We start from the raw sequence: 14,230 nt of genomic DNA, 5'->3' as shown, positions 1-14,230 counted from the left end.
CTGCGAGCTTGTTTGAAAATTGATATGTTTTACGCGGCACTTCTCACAAAGAACTTAGACTTACCAGTAGCAACAATGCTGCTATCAGCAAGTACCCCGCCTTCAATATCAAAAGAACCGTAATCGTCGCCAATCAAGTCTAAACCTGAGGTGGGCGTTGGCTTCCACTTATAAAACTTAAGCATCCACGGCTTACCGGTTGAATCGTTAATACCGTCAATGACCACGCCCACGGTTTTTCCCGATTCCGTTAATGCCTGCAAAGCGTTACCAGCTTGACTGGTGTAGCTAACCTTTAATGCCTGCCCAGCTGTAATGGTACCTGCAGATAACGCGCGAATACCTGCGGCGCTCACCACATAATCTTCATCCAACGTGTAAGTAACATCACCGGCTGTATTTTTAACAACAGGGGTAATTGATGTATCAATCATTTTAGTTGTTTGTGCCAAGCCATCTAACATGGCAATAATGTCTTCATCGCTTACCGGTACAGCGGTTAACACATCGATTTTACCGCGCATGGCCAAGGCTAAGTTTTCATTGTTAAAATCGTAGAATGTGGCGCTGAGGTTAACCGCTTTAATTAAGGTAACTTCATCGGCATAACCACCGCCACCGCGATAATTAGGTAACGACTTTGTTTCTTGCTCAATAGCGATTTTTACACCGCTAACGTTGCCACAGTCTCTGCCGTCGATATAAACAATCGCCGATCCGATGTAGCTTTCAACTACAGTTTCGCTCATAGTCTTTCTCCAAATTGAACGGTATGAACTAGGGTTAAAGTAATGACCGCAAGGCCATGTTTTTCATGGCTTTCGGGCATAATGTATTTACAGGGTTCGGCCTCTTTAAAACTGATGCACATTGGCAACCATGAGGGTTTTTCAGTGTTGCGCTCTGCTTCAAAAAAGGCGCTGCGAATGTCGCGCACCAGGTTAATTAACTCGGTAGTGGGTGCATCGGTTTTGGTCACGTTAATACCGGCAACCACTTGCAATGTCAGGTCGTCGCGGTATTTGTCGAGGCCATTTTTGGCGCCAAAGGCATCGGTATAGGGCTGTAAAAAAACAAACTTTTGCTCTTTGGCAACGCCTTGGGCATAAAATCCTTCGCGCACAATGGCACCGTCAACCAAGGCAAGTCGGTTTAAAATGGTTTGGATCATGGGTACCTCAAAAACAGAATTGAACTACTTAGCGTAACGACCGTATTTTTTACGCAGATGGGCGATAATGGGTGGTTCTAACGCATCACGCATATAGCCAAAACTGCTTGCCACTGAAGGGCCGTATAACGCTTTTTGTCCTTTTAAACTGCGCCAAGTGTTGTCACCCTTTTTACGACTAAACATGAGCTGATTGCCATTGCGGCCAATAACCGTAAACGCACCACTAAACCACACAGGCTGTTGCCGAATAACATTGACACTAAACCCCGCGGCCACCCTTGCAGAACGCCTACCCACTTTAAAACGAGGGCTTGCAAAGCGAGTTAATGTGCTGGCGCGCATCCTTGCGCTTATCGATGCGGTTAGGGTTTTAGGGTTAATGCTGACACTGAAATGTTGCTCAACATACGACTTAGACTTAAAGCCGTATTTGTTGAATATTTCATCTGCGGCAAGCTGATTGCCAAATTTAGCGGCATCATCAATGGCTTTAGCAATGGCAGGTGCCTGAGCATCACGCATGCGTTTTAGCTCAGCCGTGACCGCATCAAACCCTGTTGCCACTATTGCCATTACGGTTAGTCCTAATAACTCACATACACAAAACTGACACAGATTTCGTCTGACCCATTGTGTTGAGTCAGCCGATATTGGTTACCGTTCAGCTCAAATAGATCATCACATTGCACCTTGCCTTCACTGAGAAGAAACTCGGCAATGTTGACTGGTTCTAGCACGTATTCGTTACTGCGGTCTTTTTCGGTTGGCGGCAGGTTTACACTACGGCTAAAGGCAGCTTGGCCAGAATGAGGGATAAACTGGCACGGCTGTGCCAGTTTGATGAACGCACGGGTAAGCTTGGCGCTTATGCGTTCGTTAACGCTAGGCATTCACTTTTACCCATACGGTGTCGCTTGGGTTAGGCGCATCAGCCCATGCTTTACCGGCTAAGGTATTACCTGATGCCGTTGATGTGATCATGCCATCGGCCTTGATATACACTTGACCGCCTTGGGTGATGTCATCTGCGGTAACTTTAGGCAGTTCAAATACACCTTCAGTTACACCAACACCCACTTCACCAGTGACAACATTGCCAAGTGACACTGCCAACACTTTGCCTAGTAACACAGGCGCACCACTTGCCACATCTGCCGTGGCGGTAAAATCGATGGTATTACCATCTGCTACACAGTTTTTCATAAGGATTATTCCTGATTACTTAAATTTTAAGCGTAAAAAAACCGCTAACATTCGCTAGCGGCTTATTTGTGTTGGCGTTACACACCCGTTGATTTAACCAAACCACGGTGGTCAAGCGGTGCAACGCCCGCATCGATACGCACTTTGGTTGCAATACCATCTGAGGTAAAACCTTGTTGCTGCTCAATATATGGCGTGTCGATACCGTCAAGGTAAGCCACTTCAATCGTGTCGTTACCTTGGCCAGCGGCTAGATAATAAGCCTTGTCGCTATCCGCTTTCAGACGAGCTTCAGAAATCACTTCAGCAAAGTCTTGAACTGGGTTAGCAATGCCTGCATTCACATCAGCACCTTTAACTGAGCTGGACTTGATGATCTGCGTTAATGTGCGCTTGAGGTTTGGTGGACATAACACAAATTCAGGCATGATATTTAATGCGCGGGGGTCTTTGCCCCCTGTGGTTTGGCTTTCCATTAATTCAGCCAACACTCCTAGTACTTCAGCACTCGGAGCACCAGAGCCTAAGTTGCCATGATCGGCATGGAACAAGGTTTTACCGTCAGCCATTTTCGGGTTACCCGTTAAAATGGCAAACACTAAATCACCAATGGTGGCTTTAGCGGCTGCGCCCATTTTCATCGGGATCATAGACAACATATTCATGTCATCATTGATAATCGCTTGACGAGTGATGGAGAAGATTTCACCATAAGTGGCTAGCGCAATATCTGCACCCTTGTCACCTAATGTGACGTACTTGTATTCAGCACCTTCACGTACTTGGCGCAAGCTACCAAACTCTTCAAGCCCTACACGTTTAGACACTTTAAAGTCACTTAGCTGACCTTTACGTGTAAAGCGCTCGAAGGTTTCATTGGCCTGTTCCCAACCTTTTAACACTGACTTATTAGCTACATCTAAAAGAATGTTGCCAAAATCTGATGAGCTATGCGTAAAGGCTAAGCCGACCATTTGCATTTGGTTTAGCCCTGCAATACCAATACCGCGATCTGCCAATGACGCTCTGGCAAGCTCTTTTAGGTTATAACTGGTATAAGCATTATCTTTTTCAATTTGTGCATGACCCGCACGGCTCATTACATGTGCGCGAATTGAATCACCCACAATGTTACCGTTGCCAGCATGAATGATCACGCTGTTGGGTTGTGCTGCGGCAGGGGTTGTCCCTTCGCCCAGCTTAGCCAAAATCATATCTTTGGCTTTGTCTGCATTGATGGTTGCATCAGCAATGCAGCTGTTTTTAAGTTCAGCCAATTGCGGGAATGTGGCGAACGCGGCATTAATACCGCTAATACGCTCAGCGTTAAAGGTAATTGCAGCGGCTTGAATATCCGCTTGCGACGGTGCAGTCGGTACTGGTACCGATGCTGCTGACGCTGGGCTAATAGTAGCTGCTGGCGCAGGTGTGTTGGTAGCACCGATATTGCCCTGTTGTGCTAGCAGGGTTTGTAATGCTTTAGGCATATTATTAAAGTCCTTCAGTCGTTTAAAATTAATTGATGCAGCCATTTGCATCGGTTCTATCACTTCATCTGCTAGCCCAAGATCAACCGCTTCTTGTGCAGACAACCAAGTATCTTCTTTGAAAAATTTCGCAAGTTGTTCGTCACTTAACTTGCCACCGGCTTTATCTTGATAAGCCTTGCCCATACTTGAGCGCCACTTATCGAGCAAGTCTGCGTATTCACGTAAATCTTCAGCAGTACCTACTGCACCGCCCCAATTACTGTGGATCATCAAAAAGGCATTTGACGGCATAATCACAGTGTCGAATGCCATGCAAATCACACTGGCCATTGATGCTGCTACTGACTCAATGCAAATCGACTTTTGACAAGGCCAGCGAGCGAGGATGTTATAAATAGCCATGCCGTCCATCACATCGCCGCCACCCGATTGAATGTAAGCTTTAATCTGCGACACTTTGCCCATAGCGCGTAGGTCTGTGGCGATTTGTTTGGCGGTAAAGTCCCAACCAACATCGCCATATAGAATCAATTCGACCACGCCATTGGCTGCACCTTTCATGCTGTAGGTACCGCGTTTTTCTTTACTCTCGGTCAAGCTCACTGATGCGCTTGGCATTATCATTGCGGCGGCCAGCGCCAGTTGTGTTTTTTTCACTTGGGTTTTCTCCGTTTTGTGGCACTGGATCATTCGGTGTCACCATGTCGTTTTCACGATTGTGTTTCACTTCACGCTCACGCTGGCGCTTCACTTCACTTGGGTTACGGCCACGGGCACGCGCCCAGTCAGCCTCGGTTGCGGCATTACCGGCTATCATCATTTCCCAGCCTTGGGATTCTTTGCGTGGGTCAATCCATGGCATGGTGGGACCGTAATACACCGCATCAAATAACGTGCGCATGTCTAAGTCAGGCGGCAGAGTTAATGGGTCTTGCTTGTTCATTAACTCCATTTGCAGCCAGTTACGAAACGCAGGCCTTGCCCAACCAGCACAAAACCATTGCTGCATAATGCGGTTTGATTCGTCTTGCTCAACTAGCTCTTGGCGTTGGCTTGAGTAACTGCCTTGATAGTCACGGGCAATGCTTGAATAACTGCTGCGTGTCCCAGCGGCACAGGCTTTTAATTGGCCGTTACGAAAATCAACCAAATGCACGTTGGGTCGGTTTGACTCAATCATGCCAACATCTTCACCCGGTGCGAGGTCGTCGAACGTCATACCAGGTGCAATGTTAATTTCGCGGCTTTGGCTTTCGCCTTGGGCTGGCGTAAACATGCTGGAGTCACCGCGTTTAATGTAAAACGCTAACGCTGCAGCAATTCGAGCGGCTACCCGTTCAGATTCTTCATAGTCTTTAATGTCACCAAGGCGAGTTAAAATGCCGTGAAAAATACTGATCCCGCGTAACTGGTGCAGGCGCTTAAATATGCCTAAGTGCAACATGTTACTGGCGGGGATCGCTTTGGTTTTATAGCGAAAACCGATTTGGTCTGCGGGGTGATCAAACAACACATGGTAATTCACCACCTGCCCCCAACCGTTAACCTCAAACCCTTGGCGCACTCGGCTTGAAACATCGTTTAGTTCAAACGGTATGTAATCAGGCTCTAATGCCTCAATGCTGTATTGGGTCCCTTGCGGGTTTGGGTGGCCAAACTTGGGCACTTTGCCGCGAATTTGTTGGCCGAATACTTCACCATCACGCAGTGCGGTTCGCAGCACTAAACGTTCAAGTTCTGGCCGTGTGTAGCGCCCAGTTACATCGGGTTTTAATGACCATGCAGCAAAACGGCGCTGAATATCATTGGCTAAGTCATCGAGTATTTCACCGCTGATGCTGCGAGGCTGAGGCTCGACCACTATGCCTTGGGCGCCAATTACCCGCTCTTCTAAACGGTCTAAAATACCAATGCTTAAGTCGTGGTTTTCGTCTAACCAACGGGCTTGTTCACGCAAACTTTTACCCGCAGCAAATACCGCTTGGTTAGCGCCTCGGCCTTCCTTTTTCGCTTTATGGGTTCGGCTTGGGCTGGCAGCTTCATAACCTTTAAGGTTGCGATAACTCATTGCCGCGGCTTGTCGATTTAGCGCCCACTTAGGGGATATAAACGATATTGCATCGTTGATAATGCTCATATTGTTTCCTGTTAAAATCGGGCGAGTGTGGTACCCCGTGGGCGGGTGTACATGCTTAAGGTGCGCTGCCATTCAATGCGGCCTTTGCGAATTTGCTCTAGGTCTTCACTGGTCATCATTTTGCCGTTAACGCTGACGGTTTTACCCGCCAGTACGTCTTTTTCGGCTTCGATATACAGTGCGACCATCTCTGCCGCTTGTTGTTTTGACATTTACAACCAGCCTCCTGATTTAGCTGAGCCACCATTGAGCCAGTTGTTTTGCTGGCTTTGCTTTGGCTTTTTCGGTTGTGGGGGTTCAACGGGTTCTGAATCGGTTTCGGTGTTTTTTGTTATCACTTTACTGAGCGCATCGAGATTGATGCCGAATCGGTCAATGGCGATATACAGCGCAGCCAAGGCATAAACGAAACAGTCGAGGGCCTCGTTTCGTCTGCCGCCTGCGTCCCATCGGTACACAATGCGACCATCTCGCCTTGTTGGCATTTTGCGTTCAGACGTTAACTGTTGCAGTTCGGTGTCATCACAAATGTTGTCGTTTAGCGGCAAATGAATTGCACCAGGTGTACGAATATCTACACTGGGTTGAGTGCGCATCATGGCCATGATCAACTCTTTGGCGTTGTCGGTACCCACCTCGGTTAGGTACACACCTTTGTTGTTTCGTTTTCGGGGAAAATTAGCAATCGGTTTGCCGTACATGTTGGCGCCCTTAACGGGTACAACACGGAACAAACCCAGCTTTTTACTCATTGAGTAAACCGTGTCGGTGTAGTGACCGCCAGAGTCCCACGCGATAGTACCAATGCTCAGCACTATGCCGTCATTGCGGGTGTAGCTTTGGTTTAAGCGCAGCGCGACTTTATCAAGTAGCACTTGGCTTGCTGGGTCCCCGTACAAAATAAACCTATCGATTAAGGCGCATTCTTTACCCGCGCCCCAGCCCCAAACACGGCCTTCGTAACGGTCGTCTTGGGTGTCAACTCCTGCGGTTAAGTACACCACCCAATCAGGCATATTGCCGTTGGGGTACATCTCACGCCTGCGGCTTAAATCTTCCCACTCGATGCGTTCGCCGTTGTCGTTGTCCCACGGCTGGCCTAGCTTGGTGTTAACAAAGGTTTGCAGCTTTTCTTTATCGCCTTTAGCTTTGTAAAACTCGGTAACTAACTTGGCCCAGCTGTTCAGTGTGTTGTATGCCGACCAGATATAAATTGAGATATTTTCGGGGGTTAAAAAGTCGTTTCCCTCTTTATCAAAAAACGAAATAAAGTCGGGGGTAGTCACGCCCGTTTTTTCGCATACCCACACAGCATTGGGGTGCAGCTCCATGTCGTGCAGTTGATTGTTTTCAATGCAGCAACCGCAGTGTTCGCACACGTAATACGCGGTGCTTGGGTCGCTACCTTGCCATTTAATGCCAAAGGGCTCGGTTTTGCCGCCCCACTTTAAGTGCTGTAATTCATCACAGTGTGGGCAAGGCAAGTTAAACCGAAATTGGTACTGGCTTTCGCTACAGGCCTTTTCAATTTGGCAGGTGCCGAGAATTTTTGGTGTAGATCCACGAATCGATTTAGGAAACATCGACAGCTCAACACGGGTGTCACCTAATGATGTTGCGTTACCTTCATGTTCAATGGACTCGTCAAAACCTGCGAGTTCATCGTAAATAACATCATCGGTTGAAATTTCACGGTAGTTAGCCGCGGCGGTACCACCACGTACCATTAAGGTTTTACCGTTTGAAAATACTTTATCTTCTAATGTGCTGTCTTTGTGTTTGCGGCCAATCCACGGCGCTAGCGCTTTCCAAATCGGCATGTCGCGTATTGCCGTTTCAACGTGTTTTTTCATAAACGTTTTGGCGGCACCGTCACGCGGCTGGTATATCAGCACGTTGCGTTTTTTGTGTTCTATCTTGTAACCAGCATTGGCCATCAGCATTTTGGTGTAACCCACACGCGCTGACTTCATGATGTTCAGCGTGGTAATTTGGTCGTTACCCATGGCATTTAAAATGCCGATTTGAAACGGTAAACTTTCCCATTTACCTTCGGTGTAGGACGATTCCGACGACATATAAAAATGCGTGTCGGCGTATTCACTGCAGGTTAAAACGGGTGGACGGTAAAACGATTTAAGACCAGCAGATACAGCGGCTGTCAGATTGTTAATCTGTGCTGCTGATATACTCATCTAATAAATCCTCAATGCCGTTGGCCAGCTGCGCGGCGGTGTTTTGGCTTTTAATCACCTCAGCGCGAATAGCGTCTATGGTGCGCTCTGGCATGTCGGGGAATTTACGTTTTACTCGTATGTGTATTTGGTCAAGCACTGGCGATATTTGTGCTGCAATACGACTGAGCACAAACGAGCAAAACTCAACTTCAACCACTTCTTTGCGATCTTTTTCGTTTTTCAGCTCTTGGCCGTCTGCTTGGGCTTTGGTTAAGCGGTAACGTTCATAGTCAATATTGGGTTTTTCGTCTTCATCATCTAACGGTTTGCTGATGTGTTTTTTGCGCTCATTCGCTACCCGATTACCGACCACGTCGCTCATGGTGTACAAACACTCACGGCCTTTTTTGCTGTGTATGGGTACGTCCCACTTGTCGAATGCCTGAGTACTAATGCCCAAGCTTTTACAAAGGTCGGTTTTGTTCAGCAGCACTGGCTCGGCTTCGGGTGTAGGAATACGTGCCATTAGCTAGTCTCTAATTTTTCCATCTGCTTTTGAATAAGAGCTTGCTTTTGCACAAATAATGCATGCTCTCGACTATTACGTTTTGACTGATACACCCAGTTAATTAGAAATGTCAAAAGTGCGAGTGCCATACCGACTAAGATAGCGATGGCATCAACGGTTAATGCGCCACCGATAAAGGTAAAAAACGATGCGAAGTAAGAGGCTCCTGCTGTCAACTTTTGCGCTCCTAGCTCAGTGGTTATCGTCATGCTGTTGTCGCCATTGTTTAAGCCGTTGCATGTTGGCATTGCAAACGTCTAGGGTGTGGGTTTGAGTGAGTGAATAATTCAATAAGTCTAAATTGGTGTTGCCAATAAACGTTGGCGGTTCGCAAGGTTCAATCCATTCAAGGGGGGGTAAAACATAAATCGTGTTGGTTTGCGTCACCACTTTCACAACGGGTTTGCTGGAGCAGCTGCACAGCATCAGCAGGCAACAAAGCGTTAGCCCAATCTTTTGTCGGTTCATCACTTGAGTCCTTAATGAGATTGGCTTGTTTAGTACGGCTTTCGTGAGTGGCTTTTAATGCGGCCAGCCGCTTGCGGTTTTGGGTATTTAAATCAATGATGATTTTGTAATCTTGTTCAAGTTTTTTCAGCTGCTGGTCTTTAATGTCGTTATTGCGGGTTAGCTGTTGTTCGTTGGCGTTGAGCTGCACTATGTCGGCACGTAAAGAGGCATTATTGGCTTTAAGGCTTTCAAGACTGATTTTGCCTGTGATGATCACGCCCACCATTAATGCAAATACCAATATCACCGCAACCCCTAGCGCACTGTTCACGCTATCTTTTAAACTCGTTAGCATAGGGTAGATCCTTTATACAAATACGCCGCTCTTTCATGCGGCGGTTAATGAGTCCCGGTAACTTTTTACCATTGGCATATACCCAGCGGGGTAACTCGTTGCATGCACCATGGCGATCATCGGCTAATAATTTTTGCCGCAAGGTTGAATCAGCAAAGGCTTTGGTGCCAACGTTATAAATAAAACTTAGGTAAGCAGCATGCTCACCTTGAGACAATGGCGGTGAAAGTCTGTCTAACTCTTTGTCGAACTTTGATAAATCATCTGCAAGTAAATCTAGGCACTGCTGTTCGGTGAACGACATACCATTTTTAAGTTGTGGGTTGGTGTGCCCAAAACAAGCGGTGATGATCCCTGCGGGGTCAACATACGTGGCATGTACCTCGCCTTCACTGTTAACAACCAGCACACCACCTATAAGCACTGCGCCGGTGAAGCCCATTGCCATTAATCGTGATTTGATGTTCATAGTATTTTCTCTTTAAAGCTACTGATGCATTAACGGGGCGCAAACCCGAGCTACGTCATGCCGTTACTTTTCAAGCTAGGCCACTTTTCGCTGACTACGCTGCAGGGCGAACGGCTCAATGTGATTAAACGTGCGAGCCTTCACGCTGGCGGTTAAAAGTGTTCTTCACCCACCAAACCAATTAATGCTATTTCATGATCAATGCCCTCCTGGTAAACAATGTGTAAGCCAAGCTTTTGCGCTAATGCATGTTCAGCCCTCGCTCCGTGTGATTGCTCCCAACCATCCAATAGATAAATCATGTCAGCGCACATCAACATGGTTAATCCAATCTGCATGTATTCTGGTTCAGACAAACCCGCTGGTAACGTGGCAGGGTTTAGCACAACATGCGTTAGTGACTTTTGCACTTGCGCTGCCAAGTTAAAGGCGTGGCGATTGCAATCAGGCAAACCAGACATTGGCCCTGCGATATACACCTTTTTACGGATCATGTTTTCACCAGGTAAATGCGAGCAAAAAAAATGGGCTCCAAGGTAAGGAGCCCATAACGGGATAAAAATGAGAGAGGAAGCAAAGCCAGTTACGCAGTTGTATCAAGCTTACATAAATATACCCCGTTTTTAGGGAGCAAAACACGACACATCTGTCGTGTTTTACGCCACATATGGCGTTGAGGCGTTTGGTTTTTCGTGATATGTAAAATAAGAATGTTTGGACATCCTTTAGAAAGTTATCGGTTAAGTGATTTGCTTGCGTTTATTTTTTACTCATTCAAGAGCCAATATGTTGAAGTGAAAGAACTATTTGTTTACAAAAACAAATTTAAATTATAATCTAAATATGTAGGTGATATTCGCCTATTTGCTTATTGTTTTCATTGTGTAACAAGCAGAAAAACGACGCTCAATCGAGCGAACCTCTAATTCATATTATTGGTTCTTGACCCGCATCCGCGCTCATAATTCGTTCTATAAGCGGTGTTAAATTTCGCACCATTATTGCACGAATTTAATGCGACGGTTGTCTGGCACTGATTCGGGAAGTCGGCTCAACGGTCATTACTAAGATTTCTGTAAACGTTTTTATTGGTCTGGCAAGCAATCCGCTAACAACCTATAAGGACTATACAATGTTTAAAATCGACATTAGTTACACAAGAAAAACTGAAAACACAGAACTCGTAGTTAAAGCTAATTATGAATCTTCTGAAAAGCAAGATGACCAGAGCCCAAAGGGGTGGAAAGGACTAGTTTTAGACTACCTCCCTTTGGCTGTTAATTTATTTACCGGTATTGCATCATTTTTTCTTGATGTCTTATCAAAATATTTATAACAGCTGACTTCTCTTAATCAAAACTTATGGTTACTTATGGACAAGCCGCTATATCCCTGTAAACCAATTGGTTCCATTGACGTTCTTGCCTCAACGTTAGGTGTACACAGAAAAAAACTAATTGAAATAGCATCTAAAGTAAACACCTCCTATACAAGCTATGACTTACCAGAGCACCCTATTACAGGAAAAGTTCGAAAAGTTGTTGATCCAAAACATGAATTAAAAAAAATTCAAAGACGAATTAACTCAAGAATTTTTGAGCAAGTAATATTCCCACCATACTTACATGGTGGTATCAAAGCAACACCATTAATTAAGCGAGATTACGTAGAAAACGCCTCCCAACACGGACACAGCCAAACATTAATAAACTTAGATGTAAAAAATTTTTACCCTAATATAAAGGCCGGAGTTGTAAGTGATATTTTTAAGTATTTTTTTAGATTTAATGACGATGTAGTTGAATTGCTCACAAAAATAACAACTTACAATGGAAGCCTACCCCAAGGAGGTTGTACCTCTAGTTATTTAGCCAACCTAGTTTTTTTTAATTCAGAATATAAACTTGTAAGCTCATTAAGGGGGAAGTCGATTCGATACACTAGATTACTAGATGACATAACAATTTCCTCTCAAAAAACAATAGACAATGAATCAGCCACTAAGATAATTAAAAAAGTCGCGGCGATGCTTAAAAAAAGCAAATTATCCCTAAAAAGTAATAAAACCAAAATAACTGACCGCTCAGAAATGCATAAAGAGTTTGAGGTAACTGGACTTTGGGTTCAGCCCAAAAAACCTCAAATGAGAAAAAAAGATGTCAAGTATGTACGTCAACTTGTATTTGAGTGTGAAAAGCTTGCGGCTGTATCTAAAACGAGCGACACATTTCACTCATTATGGAACAAAACGTCAGGATTAGTGGCTAAGTTAAGCAGGCTAAACCACTCTCAAGCTATTAATTATCGGGCACGTTTATCTAACATCCTCCCTGAATATGACCAAGAGAGCAAAGATAAGCTAGTTAGGAGCGTTAACGCAGCTTTAAAAGTTCCTGTTAATTTTCATACAAAATGGGGAGTAATAAAAAAATATAATTTAATAATTTATAAACTCGGAATTTTGGCTAGAACAAATAAGGTGCTAGCAAAAAATTTACGGAACTCTTTGAAAAAACATTACTCATCAGTAATGACCATCGATGAATTTTGGGGCTAAGAATGACTAGTGATACTGGCTTTATAAACACCTATGACGACTTTAAATGTTTTGGTTTTATTCGTAGAGAGAAAGGTAAAGATGTTTATTTTTCAATCGATGATTTTGCTGACGATACAATCCTGATTGCAATAGGTACAAAAGTTAAATTTGAAATATCGAAAGAGCCAAAAGGTCTACGGGCACGCAACATATTAATAGAATAAACAGAATAGCCCCAGTCATGATTCATTACACACTCTCTGTTCCCAGGTTCTTCATTATGCAAGTTGGTGCAGATCTTGGTATACAAATAATGGTTACACTTAGTTCATCGCTTTACGCACTGGAAAATTAGGAGTGCAACGAGTAATTTATCCTAACGCAGCAACTCGTTATATTTTTTAATCAAACACTTGCACTATGGTTGACCAACAGTTTCAGCAAGTTCTAAAGCTCGATTTTTAGCAAGAGAAGTTCTAGGCAAGGCTAGTCCAAAAAGTGAGTCACCATCATCAAACACTAACTTACGACTGACACAAAATATTTAGCAGCAAACTAAAGCTATGGACACAAATATTTAGGCGATCAAAAGTTGCGGTTTAAGTTGATCAAAAGATGAGTGGAAATGTACATCAACACATGTAGGGGAAAACCCATTAATTTAATCACTTAATGTATTTAGTTTTTAGGTAAAATTGAGTTGCAGAGTTAAAAGCGATAAAACAACAACACAACCCTCTAAAATTTTCATATGTAGTGAAGCACTGCGCTTCTCCGCCCCCGCAGTGCACCGAGCAAGAAGGACCCATTTATTTATTACCAAGATTCAAGCTCATAGCACCTTTAACAAGGTAACTCGCGTATCTATCACTTTCTTGTTGCCTATTGCTAGAACTCATTAAAAAACCGAGACTTTTAACATCTTCTAATAACTCTACGGCTCTTAAAACACCAATTGATGAGTCAATTTCATATACGCTAATTCCTGTTGCAATAGATATTTTACCTCTAGAAACAGTAACTTTACTTTCACTATTAGACCTAATAGATAGTAAATATAAAAATATTTTTAAAGCATCCCTCTCTGACTGATAGCGGTTTTTCAATCCTTTAAATGAAAAGATAACCCCATCGGTTCCAACTAAACCTCTGCATGGAAGCTTGCACCATCCGGCACTTTTTAGGTTATTAATTTCGTATATAATCTTCTTTCTACTCCCTTCCTTCTTTATCAATCCGCTAGAAATCAGCTTTTGTATTCCTCTGCTTACTAACACACGACTTAAAGAACAATAATCAGATAATTGATCATACGTTAAATGAGAACCAATAAACTCTCTTTCTCTCATAGGGCGTAAACCAAGCTTATGATTATATTCAGTTAGAGGTATAGTGATCATCTTCCGATCACTATACAAACATATGCATATGTATATTTTTAAAGCTGCTATTTCGCCTGAAACAAATTTCTCAATCCGTGAACTAAAATGCCTACTCAATCCACCATCCCTAATCCAAGAAGAGGGCATCTTTACCCAAAGCAAGCTTGGCATTTTATAATTTTCCTATAATCATACTTATAATCTCAAACCCATTTTCCCTAAATATCAGAAAAAAAAACAAAAATCAAAAGAATCAATTCCTTATGAATTTTAGCAAGCCTTTCTA

At 44.1% G+C, this 14,230-nt stretch carries 19 protein-coding genes; 3 read left to right on the top strand and 16 right to left on the bottom strand.

The features are described from left to right. Positions 1–29: 29 nt before the first annotated feature. The 15 genes from OHT75_RS02930 to OHT75_RS02865 all read right to left on the bottom strand — a co-directional run bounded on the left by OHT75_RS02930 (position 30) and on the right by OHT75_RS02865 (position 10,517). The gene (locus OHT75_RS02930; RefSeq protein WP_264724934.1) at positions 30–749 is read right to left on the bottom strand and encodes a phage tail tube protein; all 720 of its coding nucleotides are present in this window, start codon (positions 747–749) and stop codon (positions 30–32) included. Further along, the gene (locus OHT75_RS02925) at positions 746–1,171 is read right to left on the bottom strand and encodes a hypothetical protein (RefSeq protein ID WP_264724933.1); all 426 of its coding nucleotides are present in this window, start codon (positions 1,169–1,171) and stop codon (positions 746–748) included. The genes OHT75_RS02930 and OHT75_RS02925 overlap by 4 nt, the downstream gene beginning before the upstream one ends. A gap of 24 nt (positions 1,172–1,195) precedes the next feature. After that, a complete protein-coding gene (locus OHT75_RS02920; protein WP_264724932.1) occupies positions 1,196–1,747 on the bottom strand; it encodes a hypothetical protein in 552 nt (183 codons plus the stop codon). Between the two features lie 11 nt (positions 1,748–1,758). Continuing rightward, on the bottom strand, positions 1,759–2,064 hold the full coding sequence (locus OHT75_RS02915) for a hypothetical protein (protein WP_264724931.1): 306 nt from the start codon (positions 2,062–2,064) through the stop codon (positions 1,759–1,761). Next, positions 2,057–2,377 carry a DUF2190 family protein gene (locus OHT75_RS02910; RefSeq protein ID WP_264724930.1) on the bottom strand — a complete coding sequence of 107 codons (321 nt, stop codon included), beginning with the start codon at positions 2,375–2,377 and terminating at the stop codon, positions 2,057–2,059. The genes OHT75_RS02915 and OHT75_RS02910 overlap by 8 nt, the downstream gene beginning before the upstream one ends. Before the next feature lie 77 nt (positions 2,378–2,454). Next, entirely contained in the window at positions 2,455–4,524 is a 2,070-nt protein-coding gene (locus OHT75_RS02905) for a ClpP-like prohead protease/major capsid protein fusion protein (protein WP_264724929.1), read from the bottom strand. Next, entirely contained in the window at positions 4,451–6,004 is a 1,554-nt protein-coding gene (locus OHT75_RS02900; RefSeq protein WP_264724928.1) for a phage portal protein, read from the bottom strand. Before OHT75_RS02900 ends, OHT75_RS02905 begins: the two co-directional genes overlap by 74 nt. Positions 6,005–6,015: 11 nt before the next feature. Continuing rightward, positions 6,016–6,216, bottom strand: coding sequence for a hypothetical protein (locus OHT75_RS02895; RefSeq protein ID WP_264724926.1), 201 nt, complete (start codon positions 6,214–6,216; stop codon positions 6,016–6,018). Then, positions 6,217–8,199: a phage terminase large subunit family protein gene (locus tag OHT75_RS02890; protein ID WP_264724925.1), complete on the bottom strand. Its 1,983-nt coding sequence runs from the start codon at positions 8,197–8,199 to the stop codon at positions 6,217–6,219. It lies immediately after the preceding gene. Continuing rightward, entirely contained in the window at positions 8,174–8,707 is a 534-nt protein-coding gene (locus OHT75_RS02885; protein WP_264724923.1) for a terminase small subunit, read from the bottom strand. The genes OHT75_RS02890 and OHT75_RS02885 overlap by 26 nt, the downstream gene beginning before the upstream one ends. Further along, complete coding sequence (locus tag OHT75_RS02880) at positions 8,707–8,958, bottom strand: phage holin family protein (RefSeq protein WP_264724922.1); 252 nt, start codon at positions 8,956–8,958, stop codon at positions 8,707–8,709. The genes OHT75_RS02885 and OHT75_RS02880 overlap by 1 nt, the downstream gene beginning before the upstream one ends. Further along, a complete protein-coding gene (gene lysC / locus OHT75_RS17995) occupies positions 8,942–9,175 on the bottom strand; it encodes an Rz1-like lysis system protein LysC (protein ID WP_406681949.1) in 234 nt (77 codons plus the stop codon). The genes OHT75_RS02880 and lysC overlap by 17 nt, the downstream gene beginning before the upstream one ends. Next, positions 9,096–9,554, bottom strand: coding sequence for a hypothetical protein (locus OHT75_RS02875; RefSeq protein ID WP_264724921.1), 459 nt, complete (start codon positions 9,552–9,554; stop codon positions 9,096–9,098). The genes lysC and OHT75_RS02875 overlap by 80 nt, the downstream gene beginning before the upstream one ends. Continuing rightward, positions 9,532–10,023 carry a lysozyme gene (locus OHT75_RS02870; RefSeq protein WP_264724920.1) on the bottom strand — a complete coding sequence of 164 codons (492 nt, stop codon included), beginning with the start codon at positions 10,021–10,023 and terminating at the stop codon, positions 9,532–9,534. Before OHT75_RS02870 ends, OHT75_RS02875 begins: the two co-directional genes overlap by 23 nt. A gap of 152 nt (positions 10,024–10,175) precedes the next feature. Next, positions 10,176–10,517 (bottom strand): DUF4406 domain-containing protein, encoded by a 342-nt coding sequence (locus OHT75_RS02865; RefSeq protein ID WP_264724919.1) that lies wholly within the window; start codon positions 10,515–10,517, stop codon positions 10,176–10,178. Between the two features lie 638 nt (positions 10,518–11,155). Between OHT75_RS02865 and OHT75_RS02860 the strand changes: the two genes are divergently transcribed. Genes OHT75_RS02860 through OHT75_RS02850 form a run of 3 tightly spaced genes read left to right on the top strand, consistent with a single transcriptional unit; the run spans position 11,156 to position 12,786 of the window. Further along, positions 11,156–11,359 carry a hypothetical protein gene (locus OHT75_RS02860; RefSeq protein WP_264724918.1) on the top strand — a complete coding sequence of 68 codons (204 nt, stop codon included), beginning with the start codon at positions 11,156–11,158 and terminating at the stop codon, positions 11,357–11,359. A gap of 36 nt (positions 11,360–11,395) precedes the next feature. Then, positions 11,396–12,580 carry a reverse transcriptase family protein gene (locus tag OHT75_RS02855; RefSeq protein WP_264724917.1) on the top strand — a complete coding sequence of 395 codons (1,185 nt, stop codon included), beginning with the start codon at positions 11,396–11,398 and terminating at the stop codon, positions 12,578–12,580. A 2-nt stretch (positions 12,581–12,582) separates the two neighbouring features. Beyond that, positions 12,583–12,786, top strand: a complete 204-nt coding sequence (locus OHT75_RS02850; protein ID WP_264724916.1) for a retron Se72 family effector protein — start codon at positions 12,583–12,585, stop codon at positions 12,784–12,786. 585 nt (positions 12,787–13,371) lie between these two features. Here the strand turns inward: OHT75_RS02850 and OHT75_RS02845 are convergent. Further along, positions 13,372–14,061, bottom strand: a complete 690-nt coding sequence (locus tag OHT75_RS02845; protein ID WP_264724914.1) for a helix-turn-helix domain-containing protein — start codon at positions 14,059–14,061, stop codon at positions 13,372–13,374. Positions 14,062–14,230 lie beyond the last annotated feature (169 nt).

The organism is Shewanella subflava, assembly GCF_025971955.1.
Classification (GTDB): domain Bacteria; phylum Pseudomonadota; class Gammaproteobacteria; order Enterobacterales; family Shewanellaceae; genus Shewanella; species Shewanella subflava.
Note: the sequence above shows the minus strand (reverse complement) of the source record. Positions and strands in the feature narration are given on the sequence as shown.

Excerpts from the sequence above, each read along its gene's own strand:
- OHT75_RS02880 (WP_264724922.1), bottom strand. The coding sequence starts at position 8,958 with ATGACGATAACCACTGAGCTAGGAGCGCAAAAGTTGACAGCAGGAGCC.
- OHT75_RS02875 (WP_264724921.1), bottom strand. The coding sequence starts at position 9,554 with ATGCTAACGAGTTTAAAAGATAGCGTGAACAGTGCGCTAGGGGTTGCG.
- OHT75_RS02890 (WP_264724925.1), bottom strand. The coding sequence starts at position 8,199 with ATGAGTATATCAGCAGCACAGATTAACAATCTGACAGCCGCTGTATCT.
- OHT75_RS02860 (WP_264724918.1), top strand. The coding sequence starts at position 11,156 with ATGTTTAAAATCGACATTAGTTACACAAGAAAAACTGAAAACACAGAA.
- OHT75_RS02855 (WP_264724917.1), top strand. The coding sequence starts at position 11,396 with ATGGACAAGCCGCTATATCCCTGTAAACCAATTGGTTCCATTGACGTT.
- OHT75_RS02900 (WP_264724928.1), bottom strand. The coding sequence starts at position 6,004 with ATGAGCATTATCAACGATGCAATATCGTTTATATCCCCTAAGTGGGCG.
- OHT75_RS02920 (WP_264724932.1), bottom strand. The coding sequence starts at position 1,747 with ATGGCAATAGTGGCAACAGGGTTTGATGCGGTCACGGCTGAGCTAAAA.
- OHT75_RS02885 (WP_264724923.1), bottom strand. The coding sequence starts at position 8,707 with ATGGCACGTATTCCTACACCCGAAGCCGAGCCAGTGCTGCTGAACAAA.
- OHT75_RS02915 (WP_264724931.1), bottom strand. The coding sequence starts at position 2,064 with ATGCCTAGCGTTAACGAACGCATAAGCGCCAAGCTTACCCGTGCGTTC.
- OHT75_RS02895 (WP_264724926.1), bottom strand. The coding sequence starts at position 6,216 with ATGTCAAAACAACAAGCGGCAGAGATGGTCGCACTGTATATCGAAGCC.
- OHT75_RS02930 (WP_264724934.1), bottom strand. The coding sequence starts at position 749 with ATGAGCGAAACTGTAGTTGAAAGCTACATCGGATCGGCGATTGTTTAT.
- OHT75_RS02850 (WP_264724916.1), top strand. The coding sequence starts at position 12,583 with ATGACTAGTGATACTGGCTTTATAAACACCTATGACGACTTTAAATGT.
- lysC (WP_406681949.1), bottom strand. The coding sequence starts at position 9,175 with ATGCTGTGCAGCTGCTCCAGCAAACCCGTTGTGAAAGTGGTGACGCAA.
- OHT75_RS02925 (WP_264724933.1), bottom strand. The coding sequence starts at position 1,171 with ATGATCCAAACCATTTTAAACCGACTTGCCTTGGTTGACGGTGCCATT.
- OHT75_RS02870 (WP_264724920.1), bottom strand. The coding sequence starts at position 10,023 with ATGAACATCAAATCACGATTAATGGCAATGGGCTTCACCGGCGCAGTG.
- OHT75_RS02865 (WP_264724919.1), bottom strand. The coding sequence starts at position 10,517 with ATGATCCGTAAAAAGGTGTATATCGCAGGGCCAATGTCTGGTTTGCCT.
- OHT75_RS02910 (WP_264724930.1), bottom strand. The coding sequence starts at position 2,377 with ATGAAAAACTGTGTAGCAGATGGTAATACCATCGATTTTACCGCCACG.